Annotated in this window: 23 protein-coding genes; 17 read left to right on the top strand and 6 right to left on the bottom strand. The window is 52.5% G+C overall.

What is annotated here, in order from left to right:
• Positions 1–181 precede the first annotated feature (181 nt).
• Positions 182–1,072, bottom strand: a complete 891-nt coding sequence (locus tag PsW64_RS05470; RefSeq protein ID WP_063302952.1) for a DUF5666 domain-containing protein — start codon at positions 1,070–1,072, stop codon at positions 182–184.
• A complete protein-coding gene (locus PsW64_RS05465) occupies positions 1,072–1,893 on the bottom strand; it encodes a DUF6502 family protein (RefSeq protein ID WP_063287624.1) in 822 nt (273 codons plus the stop codon). Before PsW64_RS05465 ends, PsW64_RS05470 begins: the two co-directional genes overlap by 1 nt.
• 152 nt (positions 1,894–2,045) lie before the next feature.
• Here PsW64_RS05465 and PsW64_RS05460 point away from each other — a divergent pair, with 152 nt between their 5' ends.
• From PsW64_RS05460 to PsW64_RS05450, 3 genes are read left to right on the top strand one after another with little or no spacing between them, the layout of a single operon-like run.
• On the top strand, positions 2,046–3,683 hold the full coding sequence (locus tag PsW64_RS05460) for an amino acid adenylation domain-containing protein (RefSeq protein ID WP_063302951.1): 1,638 nt from the start codon (positions 2,046–2,048) through the stop codon (positions 3,681–3,683).
• Complete coding sequence (locus PsW64_RS05455) at positions 3,683–4,996, top strand: hypothetical protein (RefSeq protein ID WP_063298906.1); 1,314 nt, start codon at positions 3,683–3,685, stop codon at positions 4,994–4,996. The genes PsW64_RS05460 and PsW64_RS05455 overlap by 1 nt, the downstream gene beginning before the upstream one ends.
• A gap of 2 nt (positions 4,997–4,998) precedes the next feature.
• Positions 4,999–5,787 (top strand): enoyl-CoA hydratase-related protein, encoded by a 789-nt coding sequence (locus PsW64_RS05450; RefSeq protein ID WP_063302950.1) that lies wholly within the window; start codon positions 4,999–5,001, stop codon positions 5,785–5,787.
• Between the two features lie 58 nt (positions 5,788–5,845).
• Here the strand turns inward: PsW64_RS05450 and PsW64_RS05445 are convergent, their stop codons facing one another.
• Positions 5,846–6,745, bottom strand: a complete 900-nt coding sequence (locus PsW64_RS05445; RefSeq protein WP_063302949.1) for a LysR family transcriptional regulator — start codon at positions 6,743–6,745, stop codon at positions 5,846–5,848.
• A gap of 130 nt (positions 6,746–6,875) precedes the next feature.
• On the opposite strand from PsW64_RS05445, the gene PsW64_RS05440 reads away from it, so the two are divergent.
• The 3 genes from PsW64_RS05440 to PsW64_RS05430 are packed head-to-tail and all read left to right on the top strand — an operon-like array spanning position 6,876 to position 8,569.
• Complete coding sequence (locus PsW64_RS05440; protein ID WP_063302948.1) at positions 6,876–7,421, top strand: carboxymuconolactone decarboxylase family protein; 546 nt, start codon at positions 6,876–6,878, stop codon at positions 7,419–7,421.
• Positions 7,422–7,472: 51 nt separating this feature from the next.
• Positions 7,473–7,937 (top strand): nuclear transport factor 2 family protein, encoded by a 465-nt coding sequence (locus PsW64_RS05435; protein WP_063287618.1) that lies wholly within the window; start codon positions 7,473–7,475, stop codon positions 7,935–7,937.
• Positions 7,938–7,951: 14 nt separating this feature from the next.
• Entirely contained in the window at positions 7,952–8,569 is a 618-nt protein-coding gene (locus tag PsW64_RS05430) for a pyridoxamine 5'-phosphate oxidase family protein (protein ID WP_063302947.1), read from the top strand.
• A gap of 95 nt (positions 8,570–8,664) precedes the next feature.
• Here the strand turns inward: PsW64_RS05430 and PsW64_RS05425 are convergent, their stop codons facing one another.
• A complete protein-coding gene (locus PsW64_RS05425; protein WP_057461314.1) occupies positions 8,665–9,606 on the bottom strand; it encodes a LysR substrate-binding domain-containing protein in 942 nt (313 codons plus the stop codon).
• Between the two features lie 143 nt (positions 9,607–9,749).
• Between PsW64_RS05425 and PsW64_RS05420 the strand changes: the two genes are divergently transcribed.
• The 7 genes from PsW64_RS05420 (at position 9,750) to PsW64_RS05390 (ending at position 16,047) form a co-directional block, all read left to right on the top strand.
• Positions 9,750–10,265 (top strand): TRAP transporter small permease, encoded by a 516-nt coding sequence (locus PsW64_RS05420; RefSeq protein ID WP_057461315.1) that lies wholly within the window; start codon positions 9,750–9,752, stop codon positions 10,263–10,265.
• Between the two features lies 1 nt (position 10,266).
• The gene (locus PsW64_RS05415) at positions 10,267–11,565 is read left to right on the top strand and encodes a TRAP transporter large permease (protein ID WP_063302946.1); all 1,299 of its coding nucleotides are present in this window, start codon (positions 10,267–10,269) and stop codon (positions 11,563–11,565) included.
• Between the two features lie 95 nt (positions 11,566–11,660).
• Positions 11,661–12,665, top strand: coding sequence for a TRAP transporter substrate-binding protein DctP (gene dctP, locus PsW64_RS05410; RefSeq protein ID WP_063302945.1), 1,005 nt, complete (start codon positions 11,661–11,663; stop codon positions 12,663–12,665).
• A 146-nt stretch (positions 12,666–12,811) separates the two neighbouring features.
• A complete protein-coding gene (locus PsW64_RS05405) occupies positions 12,812–13,141 on the top strand; it encodes a (2Fe-2S)-binding protein (protein WP_063302944.1) in 330 nt (109 codons plus the stop codon).
• On the top strand, positions 13,134–14,549 hold the full coding sequence (locus tag PsW64_RS28325) for an FAD/NAD(P)-dependent oxidoreductase (protein ID WP_063303115.1): 1,416 nt from the start codon (positions 13,134–13,136) through the stop codon (positions 14,547–14,549). Before PsW64_RS05405 ends, PsW64_RS28325 begins: the two co-directional genes overlap by 8 nt.
• Entirely contained in the window at positions 14,546–15,661 is a 1,116-nt protein-coding gene (locus PsW64_RS05395) for an NAD(P)/FAD-dependent oxidoreductase (protein ID WP_063302943.1), read from the top strand. Before PsW64_RS28325 ends, PsW64_RS05395 begins: the two co-directional genes overlap by 4 nt.
• 35 nt (positions 15,662–15,696) lie before the next feature.
• Entirely contained in the window at positions 15,697–16,047 is a 351-nt protein-coding gene (locus PsW64_RS05390) for a RidA family protein (protein WP_063287611.1), read from the top strand.
• A gap of 44 nt (positions 16,048–16,091) precedes the next feature.
• On the opposite strand, the gene PsW64_RS05385 is transcribed toward PsW64_RS05390, so the two are convergent.
• On the bottom strand, positions 16,092–16,700 hold the full coding sequence (locus PsW64_RS05385; RefSeq protein WP_063287610.1) for a TetR/AcrR family transcriptional regulator: 609 nt from the start codon (positions 16,698–16,700) through the stop codon (positions 16,092–16,094).
• A gap of 284 nt (positions 16,701–16,984) precedes the next feature.
• On the opposite strand from PsW64_RS05385, the gene PsW64_RS05380 reads away from it, so the two are divergent.
• From PsW64_RS05380 to PsW64_RS05365, 4 genes are all read left to right on the top strand, one after another.
• On the top strand, positions 16,985–17,353 hold the full coding sequence (locus PsW64_RS05380; RefSeq protein WP_063302942.1) for a hypothetical protein: 369 nt from the start codon (positions 16,985–16,987) through the stop codon (positions 17,351–17,353).
• 130 nt (positions 17,354–17,483) lie between these two features.
• Positions 17,484–18,161 (top strand): response regulator transcription factor, encoded by a 678-nt coding sequence (locus tag PsW64_RS05375; RefSeq protein ID WP_063302941.1) that lies wholly within the window; start codon positions 17,484–17,486, stop codon positions 18,159–18,161.
• The gene (locus tag PsW64_RS05370; protein ID WP_063302940.1) at positions 18,154–19,560 is read left to right on the top strand and encodes a sensor histidine kinase; all 1,407 of its coding nucleotides are present in this window, start codon (positions 18,154–18,156) and stop codon (positions 19,558–19,560) included. The genes PsW64_RS05375 and PsW64_RS05370 overlap by 8 nt, the downstream gene beginning before the upstream one ends.
• A 93-nt stretch (positions 19,561–19,653) precedes the next feature.
• Complete coding sequence (locus PsW64_RS05365) at positions 19,654–20,298, top strand: DJ-1/PfpI family protein (RefSeq protein ID WP_063287606.1); 645 nt, start codon at positions 19,654–19,656, stop codon at positions 20,296–20,298.
• 54 nt (positions 20,299–20,352) lie between these two features.
• Here PsW64_RS05365 and PsW64_RS05360 read toward each other — a convergent pair whose 3' ends face one another.
• Entirely contained in the window at positions 20,353–22,344 is a 1,992-nt protein-coding gene (locus tag PsW64_RS05360; protein ID WP_063302939.1) for a copper amine oxidase, read from the bottom strand.
• Between the last annotated feature and the right edge of the window lie 109 nt (positions 22,345–22,453).

Genomic DNA, 22,453 nt, shown 5'->3' with positions numbered 1-22,453 from the left:
AATTCCCACCAAATTCAGTTGTCACTGCTCCAACTTTCAAATCATCTAGGCAAAATGAACGAAAGAAGCAAAGAGCTTGTGACTGTATATTTATTCAATTACAACTATATGTGGTAGATATACGCAAGTATATGATATTTGTCAGGAACGCATGGTCACTTACCGCTCGTTCCCGAGACAGCTACTGACAGCCAAGCTTCTCCAGTAATTCAGGATCTGCTGCCTTGGTCGGGTCACTTCCAAGCTCGCCATCATACCCACACACAACAACCTTGGCTGTTTCGTCGATCATGTCTGGTTGGTCTGTGAAGGCCACCATGCCGGAGCCGAGCAAGGTGTAAAGACCGGTCGAGTTTGGCGGAGACAAGTAGCCTTCGGCCTGAACCAACCCGACTTTTCCATCAAAGATCCCAGCCTCTAATGACGTCGCGCGGATGCTGCCAGCTTCAGGTATCCCTATGACACGGATAACATCACCGGACTGAACGTGTTGCGGAATAATGCCTGCAATCAACGTGTTACCGATCTGTGGAACATTGCTTGCGCCAACAGAAAGATTGCTGCCGATGATGACTGCGGACTGGCGGGGTGGAACCACCTCAACGCGTGTTGCAACCACATCTTCATCTTGCCACAGACCGCTGATCGCTACCCAGTCCCCTTGTTTCACCGTGGTCGCGATGGCCACTGGTACGTGAACGAACGTTCCCATAATCTCAAAGGTTCTGCCTGTCTCATTCGAATTCACTTCAGAAACAGGACCGATAATCGGCACAATTCTGCGGATACTCTGCGCTTCCCAGTTTGAGCCAGCCAAGGCTGCTACAACAGCAACCGTGTCTCCCGGTACCAATTGCGAGGCCGTCAGAGGGCCAAGCTCATTCTTGACTGGCAGATCCGGAGGGAAGGTGATGCGTTGATCATTTACGATAATACTGCCGAGACGCGTAATCGTGCCGACAATGCCTGTCCCCAAAATACCGCCTTCACGCTCTTCTTCTGCGTGGCCTGCTGCTGGAGCGATCAGAAAAGTGGATGCTATCAAAGCGGAAAGTGTGTGCCTCCAAACCATTACGCAGCAGCCTCATCTGATTTTGGCTTTTTTTTTGGAAGGACGTAGGCCCCAAAGGCAAAACGGCCATTGGCGGTCTGTTCCGCATCATTCATTTGCATCTCCCGTGCCAGAGCGTTGACTTCTTCCAAAAGCATCTGGGCCTTCTCTTGCGTCAACCTGTTCAGAGTCTCCACTGACTCCTCTGACAAATGCGAATAACGCAGGATTCGATCAAAATTGAGAGCTTCTCCCTGAGGGGCAATTAAGTTGTGGGTAGCGGCCGAAAGGTGCGTCGAAAGTGTCGCCTGATAGGCGGCAACTTGTTCGGCACTTCCAGGTGCGGGCAAAAGGGCGTGAGTCAATAAACGATAAAATCCGTCATCTAATTCCGTAACGACACCCTGCTCAATGAGAGCCTCAAGAACAGTTCCCGGCGCCATATCAGCACGTGTGAGGCGAACCAGCTCGTCAAAGCCAGGCTCCTTTTCGCTGCCTTGCCGCGGCAAATTCCGGGGCGTTCCTTCTGCGCTTTGAAACTCTGGAGCCGTTGCCCAATAACTGATCGCAAGGGCCGTCGCATTGACGGATTTCTTGAGAGAACTGCCGTTTTCATCAGATCGTAACCGTTTGACATCCTTACGGTGAATGCCGGTCTTAAGGCTGACGCGGCTATCAGTTGTCTTACCGGGATTTTCCTCAATAGCGGCCTGGAGCAGGGCCCGTTTCAGTGCCTCGGTCGCTGGCCCGATTGTGACGCCACGCGCCACCATCGCTTTTGCCAATGGGGCAAGAAGCGCTGTGAGGGCGGTCTCAAAAGGGTCTGTTTGCTCGGGACTCATTTCCGTTTCCTGTGCTGTCCAGTTCTCTAATCATTACACCAGAATTTTTCATCCTACGAATTCGTTACTGCTTGTTGAACACTTGTTATACTCAAATGGGAAATTTTCCCATTATTTAGAATGAGTGATTATCACCATAAGAGGGACTCGCCATGCGGGATATTGCTGCAGATTATCTAAATGACATTCGGCCAGTGTTTCCGGCCATGCCAAAACTGACAGGAGTTGCACCACGCAATCCACTTCTGTCGGCATTGAGCGATTTTGATCAGGAACGTTTTCTGGATTTTGGATGGGGACCAGAAACCGCTCCACGCTTTCCAACTATCATTTCTGCAATGAACCACTTTATGGCTGCGCAGCCAAATGCCGTCGCAGCTGAGTATCAAGATCAGGAGATCAGCTACGGTGAGCTGAATGACGCCGCAAACCGGCTCGCTCACACCTTGGCACAGCACGGCGTAAAGAGAGGGGACGCCGTTTGTCTGTACCTGCACCGTTCTATTCCAATGCTGGTCGGCATCGTCGCGGCTCTTCGCGTAGGTGCTGCCTATATTCCGCAGCATGTAGGTGTCGCTCCTGAAAAGGCATTGAACCACATCGCAGCAGTGACCGGTGCCCAAGTCATTCTAACACTGCGCAGCCTTAAAGATCAGGTGCCCGTGGCAGAGGGCCAAACTCTCATCGCGATTGAAGATGTGACCGAGGATGAAACTCTGCCGGCCACGCCACTAGAGGGCGAACAACATAAAGCACAGCCGGACGATCTGTGCATGATCCTGTTCACCTCTGGCACTACAGGCGTCCCGAATGGCGTTCAGGTCACCCACAAGAACCTATGCAACATTTTGCAAACCAGCCCCGGTGATCTTGGCATGCGTCCGGGGTTGCGGGTGGGTCAAATTCTTTCGATCGCATTTGATATGGCGGCTTGGGAAACTCTTGGTGCTGTTTCAAACGGTGCTACGCTGGTTATTCGCGGCAAAAGCATTCAAGAAACAGCCGAAAAGGTGGACGTGCTGATTGCAACACCGTCAATCCTGAACTCGCTTGATCACAGCCGTTGCCAGCAGGTGCAAACTGCTGCTGTTGCGGGAGAACCATGCCCAAGACCTCTTGCAGACACTTGGAGTAGCTTCTGCCGATTCTACAATTCTTGCGGACCAACAGAAACCACCATCATCAATACAGCCGAACCGCATTATCCGGGAAAGGAAATCCTATCCATTGGACGTCCGACGCCTAACAACACGGTTTATGTTCTGGATGAAAACCTGCGCCCCGTTGCCATCGGCGAGAAGGGCGAAATGTGGGCTGGTGGTGATTGTGTAACTGCTGGATACCTTGCCAATCCCGAGCTTACGCTTGACCGTTATCGACCTGACCCATTCCGTCCCGGTCACATGATGTTCCGTACCAAAGACCTTGGTCGCTGGACCAACACAGGTGAGCTGGAGCACTTTGGGCGGGTTGATGATCTGGTGAAAATTCGCGGGTTCCGTGTGGAGCTGGATGGCGTTTCCAACACATTGGAAGCCACGGAAGGCTGTGATCAGGCGGTCACGCTCAAGTTCGACAGCCGTAATCTGGTGGCCTTCATCAGCCCGGCAAATGTGTGCACCAACACCGCGGCGCAGTCCGTGAAAGACAAACTTCCTTATTATTGTAGTCCAACACTGATCCTTTCCATGGATGAGTTGCCTCGCACACCACGCGGGAAGTTGGACAAGCGCCTGCTTTTGAAGCTGGCACAAGACCATATTGACGCTCAGGGTGTGGAGTTAAATTAATGACTATTGAAGCAACAACTGCCGAAACACGCAGTTACAACTGGCGACGTATTACGCGCCATCCATCCTTGATGGAATACAACCGACTGGTGATGCTGGTCGCCGTAGTCAACATCGCAGTTTTCATCGCTGGTTTACAGGAGGGACGCTGGTTTGCAGAAACCGGCTTTGCTCTTGGTGCTATTGCAGATATGGCGCTGATCAACCTGTCTCTTGGCATCCTGATCCGGCAGCAACGGGTGGTTAACGCCTTGTTCTGGCTGGCAACCCGCATTCCAACCAGCTGGCCGCTCTGGCTTCGTTGGGGCGCTGGCAAAGTGTTTCATTTTGGCGGCCTTCATTCCAGCAGCACGGTGTCCGGCACAATCTGGTTTGGCTTTCTGCTTTTCGCCATGGTGGCAAACCGCATTGAAGGGGCTGCGCTTCCATCAGATCAAACGCTTGCTCTCAGCGGGGCGATGGTCTCGTTGATGGTCCTGCTGATCGTCACGGCACAAGGAGGTTTCCGCGCGCGCCATCATAACACCTTTGAGAAGGTGCACCGTTTTGTTGGTTGGACAGTGCTTGGCCTGTTTTGGGCACAGACTGTTTCTATCACGCAGGATACTGGTGGCATTCTAATGGAAACCCCAGCATTCTGGATGCTCTGCCTCATCACACTTTCCATCGTCTCACCATGGCTGTCACTTAAGCGTGTCAAAGTGGATGTGGTAAAGCCTTCTAACCATGCTGTTTTGGCAAAGTTCGATTATGGCGACACGCCGTTCCCGGGCAGCTCAAACGCAATCAGTCACACCCCATTTGGCGAATATCACGCGTTTGCCAATATCCCGTCTCCGAAAGAGACAGGGTATCGTCTCGCTATCAGTCGGGCAGGGGATTGGACCGGAGACTTCATTGAAAACCCGCCAAGCCATGTCTGGGTGAAGGGCATCACCACCTCTGGTGTTGCGCGTATCGAAGTATTGTTCAAGAAGGTCGTTTACGTTGGTACAGGTTCTGGTATTGGCCCAATCGTGCCGCATCTGCTCGCAGGTGACGTACCCAACAAGGTGATTTGGTCCACACGCAACCCTCGTAAAACCTATGGCGATGCTTTCGTTGACGAGATTGAGGCAAGCACTGAGAACCCGGTGATCTGGGATACGGATTCTCAAGGAAAGCCTGATCTGACCGCATTAACTCTGAAAGCGGTTGAGGAGAGTGGAGCTGAGGCTGTCATCGTCATTTCCAACCAGAAACTGACCCGTAAACTCGTTCATGATATGGAAAGCCTCGGCATTCCTGCGTATGGCGCAATTTGGGATAGCTGATCATGTATGAAACTATTGAAACATCCGTCGAAGGGCGCGTTGCGACCATTCGCTTCAATCGCCCAAAGGCTCTGAATGCGCTTAACTCTCAGGTTTTGGAAGAGGTGCTGGACGCTGCCACTAAGTATGATGCAGATCCTGCCATCGGCTGCCTAATTCTGACTGGTAATGAGCGAGCCTTTGCAGCTGGTGCTGATATCGCAGAGCTTAACGTGCAGGATTATGCCAGCATGTACGCCAGCAACTTCTTCACCGGATGGGATCGTTTTGCAGCGCTTCGCATCCCGAAGATTGCAGCGGTCTCCGGCTATGCCTTAGGCGGCGGCTGTGAGGTCGCCATGATGTGCGATATCATTTTGGCGTCAGACACGGCTAAGTTTGGCCAGCCAGAAGTGAAGATCGGCTGTATTCCAGGCATTGGTGGGTCTCAGCGTCTGACTAAGTTGGTTGGTAAAGCACGCGCTATGGATCTCATCCTCACGGGCCGCATGATTGATGCGCAAGAGGCATATGACATGGGTCTCATCAGCCGAAAGATCCCTGCTGACGAGCTGATGACCGTTGCGAATGAGACCGCAAAAACCATAGCGGGATATGCGCGAGACATCACCATGATGGCACGGGCCTGCGTGAATGCGGCGGATGAAAACTCGTTGGAAAATGGTATCCGCTTTGAACGACAGGTGTACCATGCCTTGTTTGGCTCTCCTGCCCAGAAAGAGGGTATGGCCGCCTTCCTTGAAAAGAGGCCGCCAAACTTCAATCAGCAAGCAGAGCTGGAAGATGCTTAAATAAATGAGAGGCGCCCGGATACCATGTGAACATTCCGGGCGTTTCACTTTTTAGGTATCAGTCACCGATAAACGGATTGCCTCGCAAGCGCTCAGCAGCGAAGTCCACAAAGGAACGCACTTTAGCGCTGGCACGGCGGCCTTCCATATAAACGATGTGGACTGGAAGCGGCTCAGGCTCATAATCCTCCAGCGCCAACTGAAGCACACCATTCGAAACGTCTTTCGCCACCTGATAGGACAGCAATCGGGTAATGCCAGCCCCACCTGTTGCTGCTTGAATAGCTGCGCAATTGTGGTTGCAGCGCAAATGCGGATTGATCTTCACTACCTCGGCCTTCTCTCCTGCAAACTTCCAATGGTTGCTCGTTTCAACCGATGTCGGCTGGATGATCTTGTGCTCGGCAAGGTCTGACGGTGTTTGCGGGGTGCCGTGCACGCTAAAGTAAGCTGGTGAAGCACAAATCACGCGGCGGATGCTGCCCACGCGGGTCGCATAAAGCCCGGAATCCTGCAGATGTCCGATACGGAACGCCACGTCCAGATTATCTTCCACCATATTAACGATACGGTCGTAGAACTCGGCATTAGCAGTCACTTCAGGGTAGAGGTCGAGGTACTCTGTGATCAGGGGGATGATGTACTTCTGCCCAAACAGTATGGGCGCTGTGATGGAAAGCTCGCCGATCGGCTTGGCATAACTGCCGCTGACAAACGCTTCTGCCTGTTCGACGCTCTCCAGAATGCCTTTTACATCGCAAAGATAGTGCCGGCCCGCATCCGTCAGGCGGACGTGGCGCGTGGTTCGGTTGAATAATCTTGTTCCGAGAGATTGCTCTAGCCGGGCAATAGAGCGCGTTACCGCAGGAGCTGAAAGGCCAAGCTTTTTGCTGGCTTCCACGAAGCTTTCCCGTTCAGCCACTTCTACAAACACCTGCATTGTTTCAAGCTTATCCATTTCAATCCCACAATCACACTCATTTATTACGCTGAGTGTAATAGTGAATTGCACAGAAGCCCAATTATTTCCTGTCAAACATTGGTTACATGAAGACCATCATCCGATTTCAAAAAATGGAGATAAAATAATGTCACGCATTCCTACCCCATCTTCCATCGAGGCCGCTCCTCAGGACTCCCAGGCTTCCCTTCAGGCCGTCAACTCTCAGCTCGGCTCGGTGCCAAATCTGTTCCGAATTGTTGCCAACAGCCCGCAGGTGCTGGAAGGTTACCTCGGTTTGAACGGCGCGCTCGGCAAAGGAACACTGCCTGCTGCTACGCGTGAGCGTCTCGCATTGGCCGTTGGCGAGCAGAATGGCTGTAACTACTGCCTCTCCGCGCATACTTACCTTGCATCCAACCTTGCCAAGCTCTCTGCTGATGAAATTGCAAAGAACCGCCGCGGCAGTTCTGAAGATGCGAAAGCAGCCGTTGCTGTCGAGTTCGCTGTCGCAATCGTCAAAAACCGCGGAAAGGTTTCTGATGCGCAGGTGCAGGCTGTACGTGACGCTGGTTATTCTGATGCGGAACTCGTTGAAATTGTTGGCCATGTCGCTCTGAACACGCTGACCAACTACATGAACGAAGTTTTGGGAACCGAAGTTGACTTCCCTGCTGTTAAAGAACTTGCCTGACACCACGGGCGGGTGGAGCCCAATCCACCTGCCACCCTTCCGGAGATCGTCATGACCAGACCACCACTCCCTCCATTCACACGGGAAACAGCCAGCATCAAAATCCGTGCGGCGGAAGATGGCTGGAACTCTAGAGATCCGCAAAAGGTAGCTCTGGCCTATACGCCAGACTGCCAATGGCGGAACAGAGCAGAATTTGTAACTGGACGCCCTGAGATTGAGCAGTTGCTCACTCGCAAATGGACCCGAGAGCTCGATTACCGCCTTATTAAAGAGCTATGGGCCTTTGAGGGAGACCGGATCGCGGTTCGCTTTGCCTATGAGTATCATGACGACTCCGGACAGTGGTTCAGAGCCTACGGTAATGAAAACTGGGAGTTTGCAGAGGACGGCCTCATGAAGCGCCGGATTGCAAGCATCAACGAGCATCCGATCACACCAGAAGAACGCAAGTTCCATTGGCCGCTGGGTCGCCGCCCTGATGATCATGCAAGCCTGAGTGATCTGGGTCTGTAACTGGAGGAAACCCCATGTATTCCAGTGATATTGCCTTCACTCCCACAGTGAAAGCCATCCAGAGCAGCAAAGGCTCGCGACGCGGCTATGCCAGCATGGAAGAGGGCGGTGGTTGGAAAAACGAAGTAACAGAAGAACTGGCGCGGTACATCGCCGATCAGCGCAGCTTCTTTCTGGCAACGTCCAATGCTGATGGTCAACCCTATATTCAGCATCGTGGGGGCCCAACCGGGTTCCTTAAGGTGCTGGACAATCGCCACCTCGGGTTTGCGGATTTTCGCGGCAACCGGCAATACATCAGTCAGGGAAATCTGGAAGATAATTCCAAGGCCTTCATATTTCTAATCGATTACGTGCAGAAGACGCGGATCAAGATCTGGGGCACAGCTAAGGTCATCGAGGATGACCCGGGCTTGATTGAACAGCTGATGGATTACGATCAACCCTATCGTGCAGCTCCAGAGCAGGCAATTATCTTCAGTGTTGATGCATGGGATGCCAACTGCCCGCAGCACATTCCAGTGCGCATTGACGCAGATTGGGTCAATGCCGCTCTGGAAGAAAAAGAACAGAAGATCGCTGAACTGCAAGAGCAGATCCAGAAGCTGCAAAGCGCCGTACAAGCGAACTGATTATATCGAATAGCGGGTGGGCAAACTCTCCCGTTACTGCGTATTCCCGAAACTTATCTGGCCCTAATCTCGGGAATACGCACTACCTCTCGCCACTATTGTGGACCCCCATAAAAATCTCCCCATTGCTTCCTTTCAATCTCCGTAACTGCGCTCAGCAGCTTTTCGCTGAACGCATCTGCCAGGGCAGACGCTGGCCGCTGCGATGGCAGCAGGATTGAGATTGCCAGCACTACTTTGGGTGCAAACGGGCGGAAAACGAGAGAGCTGTGTTCCCGTGCCGTGTTCAGATAACCGTCCGCCGTCATCGGATCACAAATGCAATAGCACAAGCCATCTTCCACCAGCTTCAGGGCCGGGAGGAAGTTACGCAGTTCAAAGCGTTGGTTGAACTCCGCTTTCTGCTCCTCAAACGCCATTCGCGTGGAAACGCAATTGGGGTGCATTTCAGGCAATGTCGCCAACGGCTTGCCCGAAAGGTCCTTTGCTTCAATGACCTCTTGGCGCGCCAACGGATCATCACTCCGTAAGGCACAAATACAGTTGAGCAGGAAATCATGCGTAATCAACGCACTGTTGGGAGCAGGGGTTTCTGCCAGCCCCACATCATATTGCTGAGAGGCGACCCATTCTTCAATCACGTTGGACCCGCGCATCATCAGCGAGACCTTTACCTCCGGTTTGTCTTGGACAAACTCTGAGATCAGTTGCGGAATAAGCACCTGAGAGGAGGCCGGCATGAACGCCACGTTGAGCCGACCCTGCTGCAAGGAGCCAATCTCGCGCATGGTCCGTGTCGAACGGGCGAGGCGATCCAAAATTGCTTCTGCTTCCCCCAAAAAGAATTGCGCCTCCGGTTTTCGGAGGAGTTTGCCGCGTTGACGTTCAAACAGTTCGATCCCCAGTTCCTGTTCCAGATTGGAAATCAGAGAACTTACTGCAGGTTGCGTCCGACCCAGGATACGTGCCGCCTCAGAGATAGAGCCCGTTCGCATAACTTCACGAAATGCCAGCAACTGTCGAAAACTCAGGTTCATGTAACCGCCTGTTATTGTGAGGCAATTACATGCCCTATAATTTTTTTCTATACCTTAATAGATTAAATCACTTTGATTTTATAGGTCAAAATCGAAATCTTCCCCGAACAGCGCTGCGGACATCTACTTAGGGAGGATTGCTGATGGATCGCTTAATGAGCCTGCTGCTGACGGGGCTGATATGCCTTGTTGCACTGGGCCAATTTGTACAGGTGATCACGCGATACCTGCTTGAAATTCCAGTTCTGGGGCTGGAAGAAAGTCTGCTTTATCCAACAATGTGGCTCTACATGGTGGGCGCGGTCAACGCATCCCGTGAAAACAGCCATATCCGCGCCAACGTTCTGGAAATCTTCCTTAAAACACCAAAGCAAGTGGCCGTGCTCGCCCTCATTGGGGAAGCATTAAGCCTCGCGATTGGTTGTTGGCTCACCTACTGGGCATGGGATTTCACCAAATATTCTATGCGTGTGTGGCGCGAAAGCCCGACCCTCTACATCCCGACTTTTTACGTGGACATCTCGTTGATCACCGGCCTTGTCCTGATGATGGTGTTCACCGCAATTCAGCTGGGCCGACACATCCATCAGGTTTTGACAGGGACGTTCCCTGAGCCGCTCCCAACCACCACAGAATCCCCAAAAGAGGAGTTGGCCTGATATGGTTGAGATCGCACTTCTTTCCGTTGCAGTTCTCGTAATTCTGCTCACTCTTGGCGTACCGCTGCCTTACTGCTTTGGCGCGGGTCTGATGACCATGTACTTCGCTGGCGACGTCATCATGAAGGGCAACATGCTTTGGGGCTTCCAACAGCTCGGCAATCCGGTTCTGCTTGCTATTCCGCTGTTTGTTCTGGCGGGCACGATTATGAGCGTCAGCGGTATCGCTGCCAGTTTGCTCAACTTCGTCAACATCTTCATCGGCCATTTGCGTGGCGGTCTGGGCGTTGTGGCTACCGTCAGCTGTGCGTTGATCGGTGCGATTTCCGGCTCTGGCCTGACTGGCGTGGCCGCTATTGGTCCACTCCTCATTCCTGAGATGGAAAAGCAGGGCTACCCGCGTGCCTATGCAACTGCGCTCATCGCCAACGCTTCCTTGCTTGGCCTGCTGATCCCACCAAGCGTGACCATGATCGTCTACGGCTGGGTGACTGACACGTCCATCCTCGCCTGCTTCCTCGCAACGCTTGGCCCAGGCCTCCTGATCATGTCCAGCTTCTCCGTTGTAAACCTGCGTCTGGCGCGCAAGTTTGACCTGAAGTTGGAAGACCGCCCACGCGGCAAAGCTTTTGTTCAGGAAGCCAGCCATCGCGGTTTCAAGGCAACCCCGGCGCTGCTCATGCCCGTTATCATCCTCGGCGGCATCTACGGTGGCATCATGACCCCGACAGAAGCTGCGGCTGTTGCGGTGATCTACGCGATCCCTGTTGGCTTCCTCATCTACCGTGGTCTGGATGCCAAAACATTCCTCGGCGCAGGCAAAGAGGCGGCAACCTCCGTTGGCGCGATCATGCTGATGATTCTGTTCTCCATGATCCTCTCCCAGATGTTCGTGCTGGAAAGTGTGCCGCAGGAACTGGTGGAAGCAATCTTCTCCATCACCGAGAACAAGGTACTGCTGCTGATCCTCATCAACATCCTGCTCTTCCTTGTGGGCATGGTGGTGAATGACGTGACCGCGATCATCCTGATTGCGCCGCTGCTGCTGCCGCTCATGGAAGCAATCGGCATCAGCCCGATCCAGTTTGCAGCAATCATGGGCGTCAACACGGCTATGGGCGGTGTAACCCCACCATACGCTTCGATCCTTTATCTGGGCGCGCGTATCGGCAAGGTGCCGGTCACACAGGTAATCCGCCCGGCCATGATCCTGATCCTGTTTGGCTATCTGCCAGTGGTGTTCCTGACCTCTTTCTGGTCAGACCTGTCTCTCTTCATTCCCCGGCTCTTTGGTTACTGACCCCATCACCAGACAAGAGCCCAAAGCGAGCTGTGGGAGCAGCTCCGATAACAGCAACCTCAGTTGCGATTGAAAACAAAACACAGAGGTGAACTATGATTTTGAAGGCATTGAAAACGACCCTTGCGCTGGCAACCATCATTGGTGGTGTAAGTGCAGCATCCATCGCACACGCCAAAACGCTGAAGATCAGCCATATCCGTCCGCAAGGTGCAACTGTTGATCTGGAAGTGAAAGACCTTGCTGAAGAGCTGAAGAAAGCAACCAATGGCGACCTGAAGATGAAGATCTTCGCGGCAAGCGCATTGGGTGACTACACCACCGTACAGGAACGTATTTCCGTTGGTGCAATCGACATGGCCGTACAGCCAGCAGCAACCGCTGTTGAGCGTAAAATGCAGATCAGTGCCTTCCCATATGTGGCTGAAAACTGGGAACAAGCGCAGAAGATCTACGGTCCAGGCGGTGCGATCCACGACGCAATGAAAGAGCTTTACGCCAAGCAGGACATCACCATGCTGGCAGCTTATCCGGTGTACTTCGGCGGTATCGCGCTGAATCGTGATGCGGTGGCTCCTGGCGATCCAAACGTTGACAAAGGCATCAAAGTTCGTGTGCCTGGTATCAAAAGCTTCCAGCTGACAGCAGATGCTCTGGGTTACATCAGCTCCCCAATCCCATTCTCCGAAGCCTTCACCGCTGTTCAGACCGGTGTTGTTGACGGCGTCGTGGGCTCCGGTGCTGAAGGTTATTACGCTTCTTTCCGCGATGTTGCGAAAACCTACATCCCGGTAAACACACACTTTGAAGTCTGGTACCTGATCATTAACTCCGAGCGTTTTGAAGGTCTTGACGAAAGCTCCCGCAAAGCTCTCGTAGAAGCAGCAAAAGAGTTTGAAGCAAAGCGTTGGGCTAAAGCAGAGTCCGATCAGGGTGCGTTTGAACAGAAACTGGCAGACTACGGCGCAACCATCGTCAATCTCTCTGATGATGAGCTCGCAGCGGCAGCCAAGAAAGTACGCGCAGACGTATGGCCACAGATCCTGAACGACGTTGGTGCGGACTGGGGTCAGTCCATTCTTGAAAAAATCAAGAACTAACAGTCCAGACCGATAGGTCTCCAAAGGATCAGGCAGCTTTGTTCCCTAACCGGATCCCAATCCCGGTTTCACCTGAACTGCCTGATCCTCCCGGTTTCATTGGGAAACCCACTTGTTTTAAAGCTTGCCACTAAAGGTCAGGTCCAATGTTCCGCTCACTGCGCAAACCCGAGACCCAAAGCGTCTCCATCAATATCAACGGGCAGATGATTCAGGTTGCTGAAGGCTCCAGCCTTTGGGCAGCCATGGCGTTGCACGGTGAAACACAAACCCGCCTTGCTTCAGTCTCGGGCCAACAACGCTCCGCCTATTGCGCCATGGGCGTGTGCTTTGAGTGTCTCGTTGAGGTCAATGGCGTGCCAAACCAGCAGGCCTGCCTAACGACGGTAGAAGAGGGCATGCACGTCTGTAGCCAAGACCTGACCGAACAATCCATTGCTGCACTTCATCAAAAAGAGAGTGCTGATCATGAGTGACATTTTTGATATCGCAATCATCGGTGCAGGCCCGGCCGGCATGTCCGCCGCACTAGAGGCAGCACAGCAGGGAGCCTCGGTCGCGGTGCTTGATCGCAAGGCAACTCCCGGCGGGCAGATCTACCGGGACGTGACGCAAAGCCCCTTGTTGGATCCGTCCGTGCTCGGCACTGAATACACCGAGGGAGCGGAGCTGGTTGAAGCCTTTATGGAGGCAGACATTGACCGCCACCAAAATGCGGATGTCTGGCATATCGGAGAAACCGGCGAGGTCTTGTACTCCCAAGACAATCAGACCCGCCGTCTTGTTGCACGTGAACTCATCATCAGTCCGGGCGCGATGGAACGCCCGTTCCCTATTGAAGGCTGGCATTTGCCAGGTGTTATGACAGCAGGCAGCGCACAGGTGATGCTCAAGTCTGACGGCATGGTCAAAGATGGTGCTATCTTTGCTGGCTCCGGACCTTTGCTTTACCTGATCGTGGCTCAGTATCTGCGGCTTGGTGTAACCGTCAACGCTGTAGTGGACACAACGCCAGCTGGCGGTGTTGGCCGTGCGATGCAACAGCTTGGTGGTGCGCTCCGCAAACCAGCCTACCTCATCAAAGGCCTGATGCTCCTCAATGAAATTCGCCGTGCTGGGGTTCCTGTCCTCCGCCATGCCTCAAACCTGAGCGTGCTTGGAGAAAGCAAGGCCGTTGGCCTTCAGTTTGAACAGGATGGACGAACCCACTCCGTCAACGCAGATTATATCTTCCTGCATCAGGGCGTCATACCCAACCTCAACATGACCCGCGCGCTTAGCATAGAACATCATTGGGCAGAGCAACAACTGTGCTGGACACCGACACTGGACGACTGGGGCCAAAGCTCGATCCCACACATTGCAGTGGTTGGTGATGCAGCTGGTATTCAGGGTGCGGAAGCTGCGCGACATGCCGGACGCCTTGCAGCACTTAAGGCCATGAACAAACTTGGCAAACTCAGCGAGGCAAGTCTGCAGCAACAAAGTTCTGATCATCTGAGAGCCATGAAGTCCTTCAAAGCCTTCCGCAGTTTTCTTGATGCGTATTATGCACCAACACCAGAGCATCGCATCCCTGCTGCGTCCAATACGCTGGTATGCCGCTGTGAAGAGCAAACAATGGGGCAGCTTCGTGCTGGATTTGAGCAAGGTGCGAAAGACCCGAACGCGCTTAAAGCATTGACCCGCTGTGGAATGGGCCCGTGTCAGGGTCGCCAATGTGGACACACCGTGAGTGAGTTGCTGGCTGACTGGCAGAACAAGCCTGTTTCCGACATCGGCTATTATCGCCTGCGTTCTCCGCAAAGGTTGCTCAGTGTTGATGAGTTAAGCCAGTTTCAGAACATCAAACCAGCAAAAAAACCGGCTGAGGTGTCCGCATGAATTTTGATGCAATCATCATTGGCGGCGGCATTCACGGCAGCGCAACGGCTTACTATCTGTCCAAGGCTGGTATGAAGACGCTGGTGCTGGAAAAGGACTATGTTGGCCGTCATGCCTCCGGTGTCAACGCAGGTGGTGTGCGGTTGTTAGGCCGAGATTTTGCTGAGGTGCCGCTCTCCAAAGAAGCCATGTCCCGCTGGCAAACACTGGATGATGAGCTTGAGGGCGATACTGGTTTTCGCAGGCGTAGCCTGATCAACATTGCCATTGATGACGCAGACATGAGCACGATCAGGACACGGATCACTAAGCTCGCCAGATTGGGTTACGATCACGAAATACAGATCGACCAGCAGGAGCTGCGCGAGCGGTTGCCTCATGTGGCGCATAACTGCGTGGGCGGTGTGGTGTCTGAACAAGACGGCTATGCTATCCCTTACAAGGCAACCAGTGCCTTTCGCCGGGCAGCTGAGCGATTTGGTGCAACATTTCACGAAGGCGAGACGCTCGCAAACCTACGCCAGATTGGCGATGCCTGGCAGGTGCGAACCGACAAAGCCAGCTATGACACAGGCACTGTGATCAACTGCTCTGGAGCATGGTCGGACAAAACTGCCATGATGATGGGCGACAACACCCCACTCTCTCACAGTGCACCCATGCTGATGATCACTGCGCGCATGCCACATTTTGCTGGTCCTGTCGTAGGCGCCATCTCTCGCCAGCTGTCGTTCAAGCAGTTCGAAAATGGCACCGTCCTTATTGGCGGTGGCGCCAAAGGTTTTGCGGATCGTGATAATAATCGGACAACGCTGGACTACAAAAAGCTGGCCCTTGCTGCGGAGACAACCAAAGCCTTTTTCCCAATCATGAAGACAGCCGTCATCAACCGGATGTGGGCCGGACTGGAGGCTTACATGCCCGATAACCTGCCAGTGATTGGGGCGGGGGTGAATGCCCGCGATGCCTACCATGCCTTCGGGTTTTCCGCCCATGGGTTCCAGCTCGGACCAGTCGTTGGTGATGTACTCGCGCAATTGATCACCACAGGAAAAACCAGTTTTAACCTGAACCCGTTCCGCATCGACCGCTTTGAACGCAAGGTTCTTTAGCTCCCAAGATTTCCAAGACAACAGGAAAGTAAACCATGACAATTGAACGTGTGGATTCCAACCACCGCATGAGTAAGATCGTGAAGCACAACGGCACAATTTATCTGTGCGGACAGACGGCTGCTGATGATCCAAGCTGGGACATCACCGAACAGACAAAACGCTGTCTGGCCAAAGTTGATGCCCTGCTGGAACAAGCTGGCAGCGATCGCAACAAGATCCTGTCCACCACCATTTATGTGCGCGATATGAAAGACTTCGCTGCGATGAACGCCGTGTGGGATGCCTGGGTTGCAGAGGGTGAAAAGCCAGCACGTGCCTGCGTTGAAGCACGCATGGCTCGTCCAGACATTCTGGTTGAGTTTACTGTGGTTGCAGCTCAGTAAAACACAGAGAGCCTGTGGTAATCACGGGCTCTTACCAAGCCCTGCTATTTCTGTACGAGCCCTTCCACCATAACCTCCCAGGAAGCAAGGAAGCGTCGTTCTACTTCATTGTTCGTGCCTTCCAAACGGCTGAGGATCAGAGTCCCTTCAAACAACTCGACAATGGCCTCCACGATATGCGTTGCATTTGCCTGCCGGATAACGCCATTTTCCATTCCCTCAATAATCTGCTCACTAATACGCGTGCGAAGCAGACCAAAGAACTTCTTTAAAACCACACGCGCCACATGGTGCTTGTAAAACTCCACCCAAATCGCGGTCAGCTCAGAATGTGTACCAAGATAGATGAGGGTGGTGACACAAATGGACTGAATCCGTTCCAGAACATCTGTATCTGATGCAGTTTCTTCTTTAATTTGCTGAACGATCTCGTCGTCACACATTTGCAGATATTCCGCCAGAATCTCATCCTTACTGGCGAAAATGGATCCGATAGTTTGCTGTGAAAGCCCGGTTTCCTTGGCAATTTCTTTGAAAGTGGTGTTGAAATAACCGTTGCGTGCGAAACAACACAACGCCCCATTGAGAATGATCAAACGATCATCCTGTAGAGCAGGAGCAGCATCCTCTCTCCGTTGCTGGGGGTCGTCCATAAACGCTCTCCACACGCTGGTTTGCGAACTCTTTTAGAGCTGAAAGTCAGCTTCCTTCAGGAACTCAGCGGAAAAGCTAGCATGCAATCACGGAGTTGAGGCCGCACGATGTTGAGCAAGGTTGATACGCTTTTCTCCCGTTCACTAAGCTCAAAGCTTCTATTGATTTGAGTTTGACGAATTCGCGTAAGTTTACAAACTTGTAAAGTTCCTGTCCGGCAGCTGAAAAACTGAATGAGTACTCCTTGGATGTCCCGGCAATAACGCCCCCAAGGAGATACATTATGAAGACAATTAGTATTTTGATGAGTTCCGTTCTTTTGACCGTTGCTTCAACCGGTTTTGTTGCTGCCGCTGGTTCCTCTAATCTGGAAGAAGATCTCCAGATCAAAACACCATTTATTGTTGTCGATGTAGGCTCTGTTCGGGAAGAACACCAAACTGAAAAAGCAGGGGCCTGCAAAGATTACGATGAGAGCTCAGAACACGACAACAACCATGACAAAGACCGTCATGACGATCGTGAAGAACATGATGTGCACGACGGAGACAGAGGCTACGACGATGATCGTGATCACAATGACTGTGACGATCACGATGATAAAGTGCAGCGCGAACATGAACGCGAGCGCTCCAGCCGCTCTCACAGCTGAGACTTCCCGCGGGTAGTCCCCAACATTACCTGAGGAAGGGCGCATCAACGTTCCTGAGCGTTGGTGCGCTTGCTTGACCGAACCAAATCGTTGGTGCAAACACATCTCAGAGCTATAGCCAGAGTATCTTATGCGCATTCTTTTGCTTGAAGACGACGTTGAAATCGGAACATGGGTTGAGGATGGTCTTTCCAAAGCCGGCCATGTCATCGATTGGGTCAAAGACGGGCACGATGCCTTCCTGAATGCAACGACACGGGACTACGACGTCATTGTTCTGGATCGAATGACACCAGGCCTTGATGGCCTCTCGGTTCTGAAAGCATTGCGCTCAACCAAAAATGCTGTTCCCGTCCTGTTTCTGACAGCGTTAGGTTCGGTCGAAGATCGCGTTGAAGGGCTGGATGCTGGCGGAGATGATTATCTGCCCAAGCCCTTTGCTTTTTCCGAGTTGTTGGCCCGCGTGTCTGCCCTCGGTCGGCGGCCAAGCACCAACTCATCTGAAACGATTAGTTGCCTGGAGATCGAAAAATTTCAGCTTAACTTGCTCAAACAACAATGTACGCGGGCTGGTCAACCTGTTCCGCTCAATGCCAAAGAATTTCGTCTGTTTGAGACCTTCATTCGCAATAAGGGCCGTGTTCTGACCAAGAACATGTTGCTGGAGAAGGTCTGGGACATGAACTTCGACCCGACCAGCAGTGTTGTGGAGACACACATCAGTCGGCTGCGCGCCAAAATCGAAAAGCCGTTTGATATTGAGCTCATTCGAACAATCCGCGGAGCAGGGTATATTCTTGATGACTAGCTCTTTGAAACATCTCTGGCAGATGTCCGCGCTGCGTCAGGCATTTGCGCTCACACTGGTGTTTTTAGGAGTCTTGGTTGCAACAGGCTTTCTGGCAGATGTTTCTATTCGCGCCAACCTCAACCAAACCATCGACAACGACCTTCTTACAAAGTTCAATCAGATCAAAGCTGATCTCGCTAAGGGTGTTTCCTACCAATCCATTGCGGGATCCTATCAATCTGAGAGTGAGCACTTCAGCCTTGATGAATTTGTCAGCTTCAAATCAGATTCTGGCAGGATATATGGGTACCCAATCCCAGACGTTTACGGAAAGACAGGCTTTATAAACCTCGCTCTCTATTACTTTCACGAGGAGGACGAGGAGGAAACGGAAGAGCACGCGGAAACTGAGACCAGTTGGCGTGTATATATTGGCACTATTCCGGGAGGCAGGTTAGCTATCGGTTCCAGTCTTCGCGCCCGCAACCAGCTTCTGAATACATTGCCCTATGCATTCCTATTCAGTGGTGGTGTCATGATGTTCATTACGCTGAGCGGTGGTCTCTGGTTTGGCTGGCGCTCACAGCGGAGGCTCTCCAAAATAACGCGTGCTTTGGATCAGATCGCAGCAGGCGATTTGACGACCCGCATTGCACCTTCAAGCTGCAGAGACGATCTGGATATTCTTTCCGTTAAACTGGATGAAACCACACAGCGACTTTCAACCACACTTCAGCAAGTTCGCGACTTGTCAGTCAATATCGCACACGATTTGAAGACTCCTCTCACTCGTCTCAGAGCTCAACTGGAACAGACACAGGAGCAAAATCAAAAAGGTGTCAGCGATGCAGAAGGCGTTGCCGGAGCACTTAAGAAAACAGATGATCTGCTTGAGGTATTTGACGCCCTGCTGCGAATTTCGCGTGTTCAGTCTGGCGAGAGAAAAAAACAGTTCCAACACATCCAACTGGCTGACCTGATCCATAATGTTGCTGAAATCTATCAAGCTGTGGTTGAAGAAACTGGCCGTTCATTTTTCGTCGAAATTGAAGAAGCTGGAAGCATATCCGGCGATCAGGTGCTTCTTGTTCAGGCACTTGCTAATCTCATTGAAAATGCCTTACGCCACACATCCATAGAGGCCAAAGTTACGCTGTTTGTTTCAGGAAACACGATTGGTCTGCGGGACAATGGGCCGGGTATACCCGAGGCGTACTATCCACGCGTTGTCGAACCTATGTATCGAATGGAGCAGAGCAGGAGTACACCAGGTGCCGGGTTAGGGCTTGCTTTGGTGAAAGCCATTGCTGATCTGCACCAAGCCGAACTCGTATTATCCTCTCCAACTTCTGGTAAAGGCCTCAATATTCAATTTGTCTTCCATCCACCAATCAACGAGCAACTCGGCACAATCTGACTTAATCACGGATCAAAACTGAGGTGATCGCCCAACAGTTTGCTCAGCGCACCATGGCATCTTTCACACCAATTATTTTGGAGGGATGTCCTTATGAAGCTCAAGATTCTGCTGATTACCGGTGACTTTGGTGAGGACTATGAAGTCATTGTTCCGTTCATGCTGCTGAAAGCCATCGGTTATGAAGTTCATGTTGCCTGTCCTAAAAAACGGGAGGGCGAAACGGTCGCCTCGTCCATTCACGATATCAATAAGGACTATCAAACAGTCACTGAATGGGAAGGGCATCGGATCAACATCAACGTGTCTCTTGAGCATCTGAATCCTGCCGATTACATCGCCCTTGTGCTTCCCGGAGGTCGCTCTTGCGAATACTTACGCACGTATCCGATTGTCCGTGATGTAACATCTCATTTCATCAAGGAAAACAAGCCGATCGCTTCCATTTGCCGAGGGGTGCAGATCCTGCTTGCCACGGGCCTATTGAAGGGCAAGACCATGACGGGAAACTTTGTGTGCCAGACAGAGGTTCAGATGGCAGGCAACACCTATGAGAAGCTGGGGTATGAAGGCGTCGTGGTTGATGGAAACATCGTTTACGGTGTGGAGTGGCATGGCCTTTGGACGTGGATGCAGGCCTTCATGGAAAAACTCGGAGTGACAATAGATTTACCCCCCAAGGCCGGGCGCGTGAAACCCGTGCCCGGTGAGGGGTACACTTACAAAAGCCTCGGTTAGAGCATCATCCGTTTGAAGGCAATCATGGCGGATACTCTAACCAAGGGCTCAGCCTTAGCTGGACTCGTCAGGCAACCGGATTGTGAGAGCCGGGTTGCGAGGGAAGAAGTTCATCGGCTGAATATGGATGGTCTTCCATTCTGTTGACATGACCGGCCAATCTTCCAACCGTGGTACATGGTGGAAGCCAGCAGTGAACCATGTGACCACATCCTTGTTCATGAGTTCACGGTCCTGCTTGACCCATTCCGCCAGACCATTAGACCCATCTGATCCCATTGCAAGTGCGCCACCTGCATAACGCTCATTTGGATCGTAAGCAGTGTTCCAGACGCTGTACTCGATATAGCGGTTACGCACGAATGGAGCATCATTTTCAAAGTCAAATGGGGCATAGGACACGCTACCGTGGTGGAGCATGTATGCTGGTTTGTGGCCAAGGTAGCCGTCCACATTTCCGTTCATCACCATAAAGGCTTTCGGCTTCATGGAGCTTAGGCGGAAGCGGCCTTCCATCTCACTTTTGACCGGTGTGTTCTTAACCGTCCAGAGTGAGCGGCGTGGCACATTGACCGGAGGTTCACCACCAACGATTTCCTGCACCATCATGGTGTTGTCCGGCCCATCTACGTCAAAGTCCAGGCGGAAGTTGAAGTAGTGGTCGTGGAATGGAGCAACCAGATACGGCGCAATGAGCGAGCCATACTTCGTGTCTTCAGCAGCAGTTGGATCCTGCAAGGTCTTGGACGCAACGCCCTTCACGGCATCCAGACCAGATGCGCCAACCTTCAGATAAATCGTGCCATCCTGCTTGAAGCGATAGTCGATCAGGTAATCGTAGTTGCCAACCTCAGAGGCGGTCCGAATGACCAGTTCTGTTTCTGGCCGCCCTTCAGCAGGCACAAATTCCGTTTCTGACTGGGCAAAGACTTCAAAGTGGCGCCATGCCGGGTTTCCTATGTCACGCTCGAAGATGCAAATCGCGTCGGGAATCTCCAGCGGCTGGCCCATATCATCATGGATCAATGCCGGAAGGAAAGTTGCGTAATCCGGACAGTCCACATTCTTGCGCAGAGGTGTCAGGAAGAGGCCAAACCCGTATTCTCCGCTGTCCATATAGGTCCGCCAATACCAGCCAGCGGAGGGGTCCATATACGGCACAAACACTTCAGACAGAGAAGCTTGATAGAGCACTGAACGCCAGTTCGCACCATCATTGGCTTTGACCTGCGACAGAACAAGACCAGGACGCTTATCGACGCGATACCGCATCTTCCAGATGTCCCAGGTGATCTCACTACCATCAATGGTAAAGTTTGGACCACCCTCCTGACGCAGGCGTGCCGGATTGGTTTTGGCTCTCAATGCCGTACGTTTGGCGACTTCATCTTCGTTGTAGCCCCAGTCATCTTCTGGAAGAGGGACAGCGCCTTCATCGATAACTTCAAGAACTTTACGCTCTGAAAGCTCCACCACAGCCACCAGCCCCTCAACCGGTTTGGCATAGAAGTTGGAGCTTGTCGGGTTCACATAACAAGGCACCTTCATCAGGCGTTTGCCTTTTTCTGCGTCAGTAAAGAAGTTACCGGCGGTCAACGGAAGGCAATAAACGTCATCTGGTGTCAAGCCACGCTTGGCGAGCCCGGCAACCATGCGCTCATCTCCCAGCGCGATCTCCATGGCCGACAAAAAGTCCGCCAGCATGATCATGGGCTGGCCTTCAAGGTCTGATCTGCTTTCGACAGTGCCTTTAGTGATGTTCACCACCGCTTGGTTAAATTTGCCATCTTCCTGAAAATGAACAGTCGCTCTGCGATCAAGGCTCCCATCTGTCGCATTGCTCATGACCGCTTTCTTGTGCGGCTCCAAGAGCTCAATCAGCGGATAAAGGGTTTTATCACTGGCAGCATTGGCTTCAATCAAGGTTGCTCGAACCGCATTGAGTTCGTCTCCCGTCAGCCCATCGAGTGGATGAGGGTCTGCAGCATACGCGGCAGACGTGAGCATTGAGGCGGCCACAAGCCCCCCCAGCATCTTTAAAGTCATTGGTTCCCTCCCATCGGAAGGGGAGATGAACCCACCTGTGTCTTCTCCCCCTAAATCCGTCCAATCAAAGCTTAGGCGAGCCCGGATCGCTGTGTCTGCGCATCCTGTG

The sequence above is a fragment of the Pseudovibrio sp. W64 genome (assembly GCF_001623145.1).
Classification (GTDB): domain Bacteria; phylum Pseudomonadota; class Alphaproteobacteria; order Rhizobiales; family Stappiaceae; genus Pseudovibrio.
Note: the sequence above shows the minus strand (reverse complement) of the source record. Positions and strands in the feature narration are given on the sequence as shown.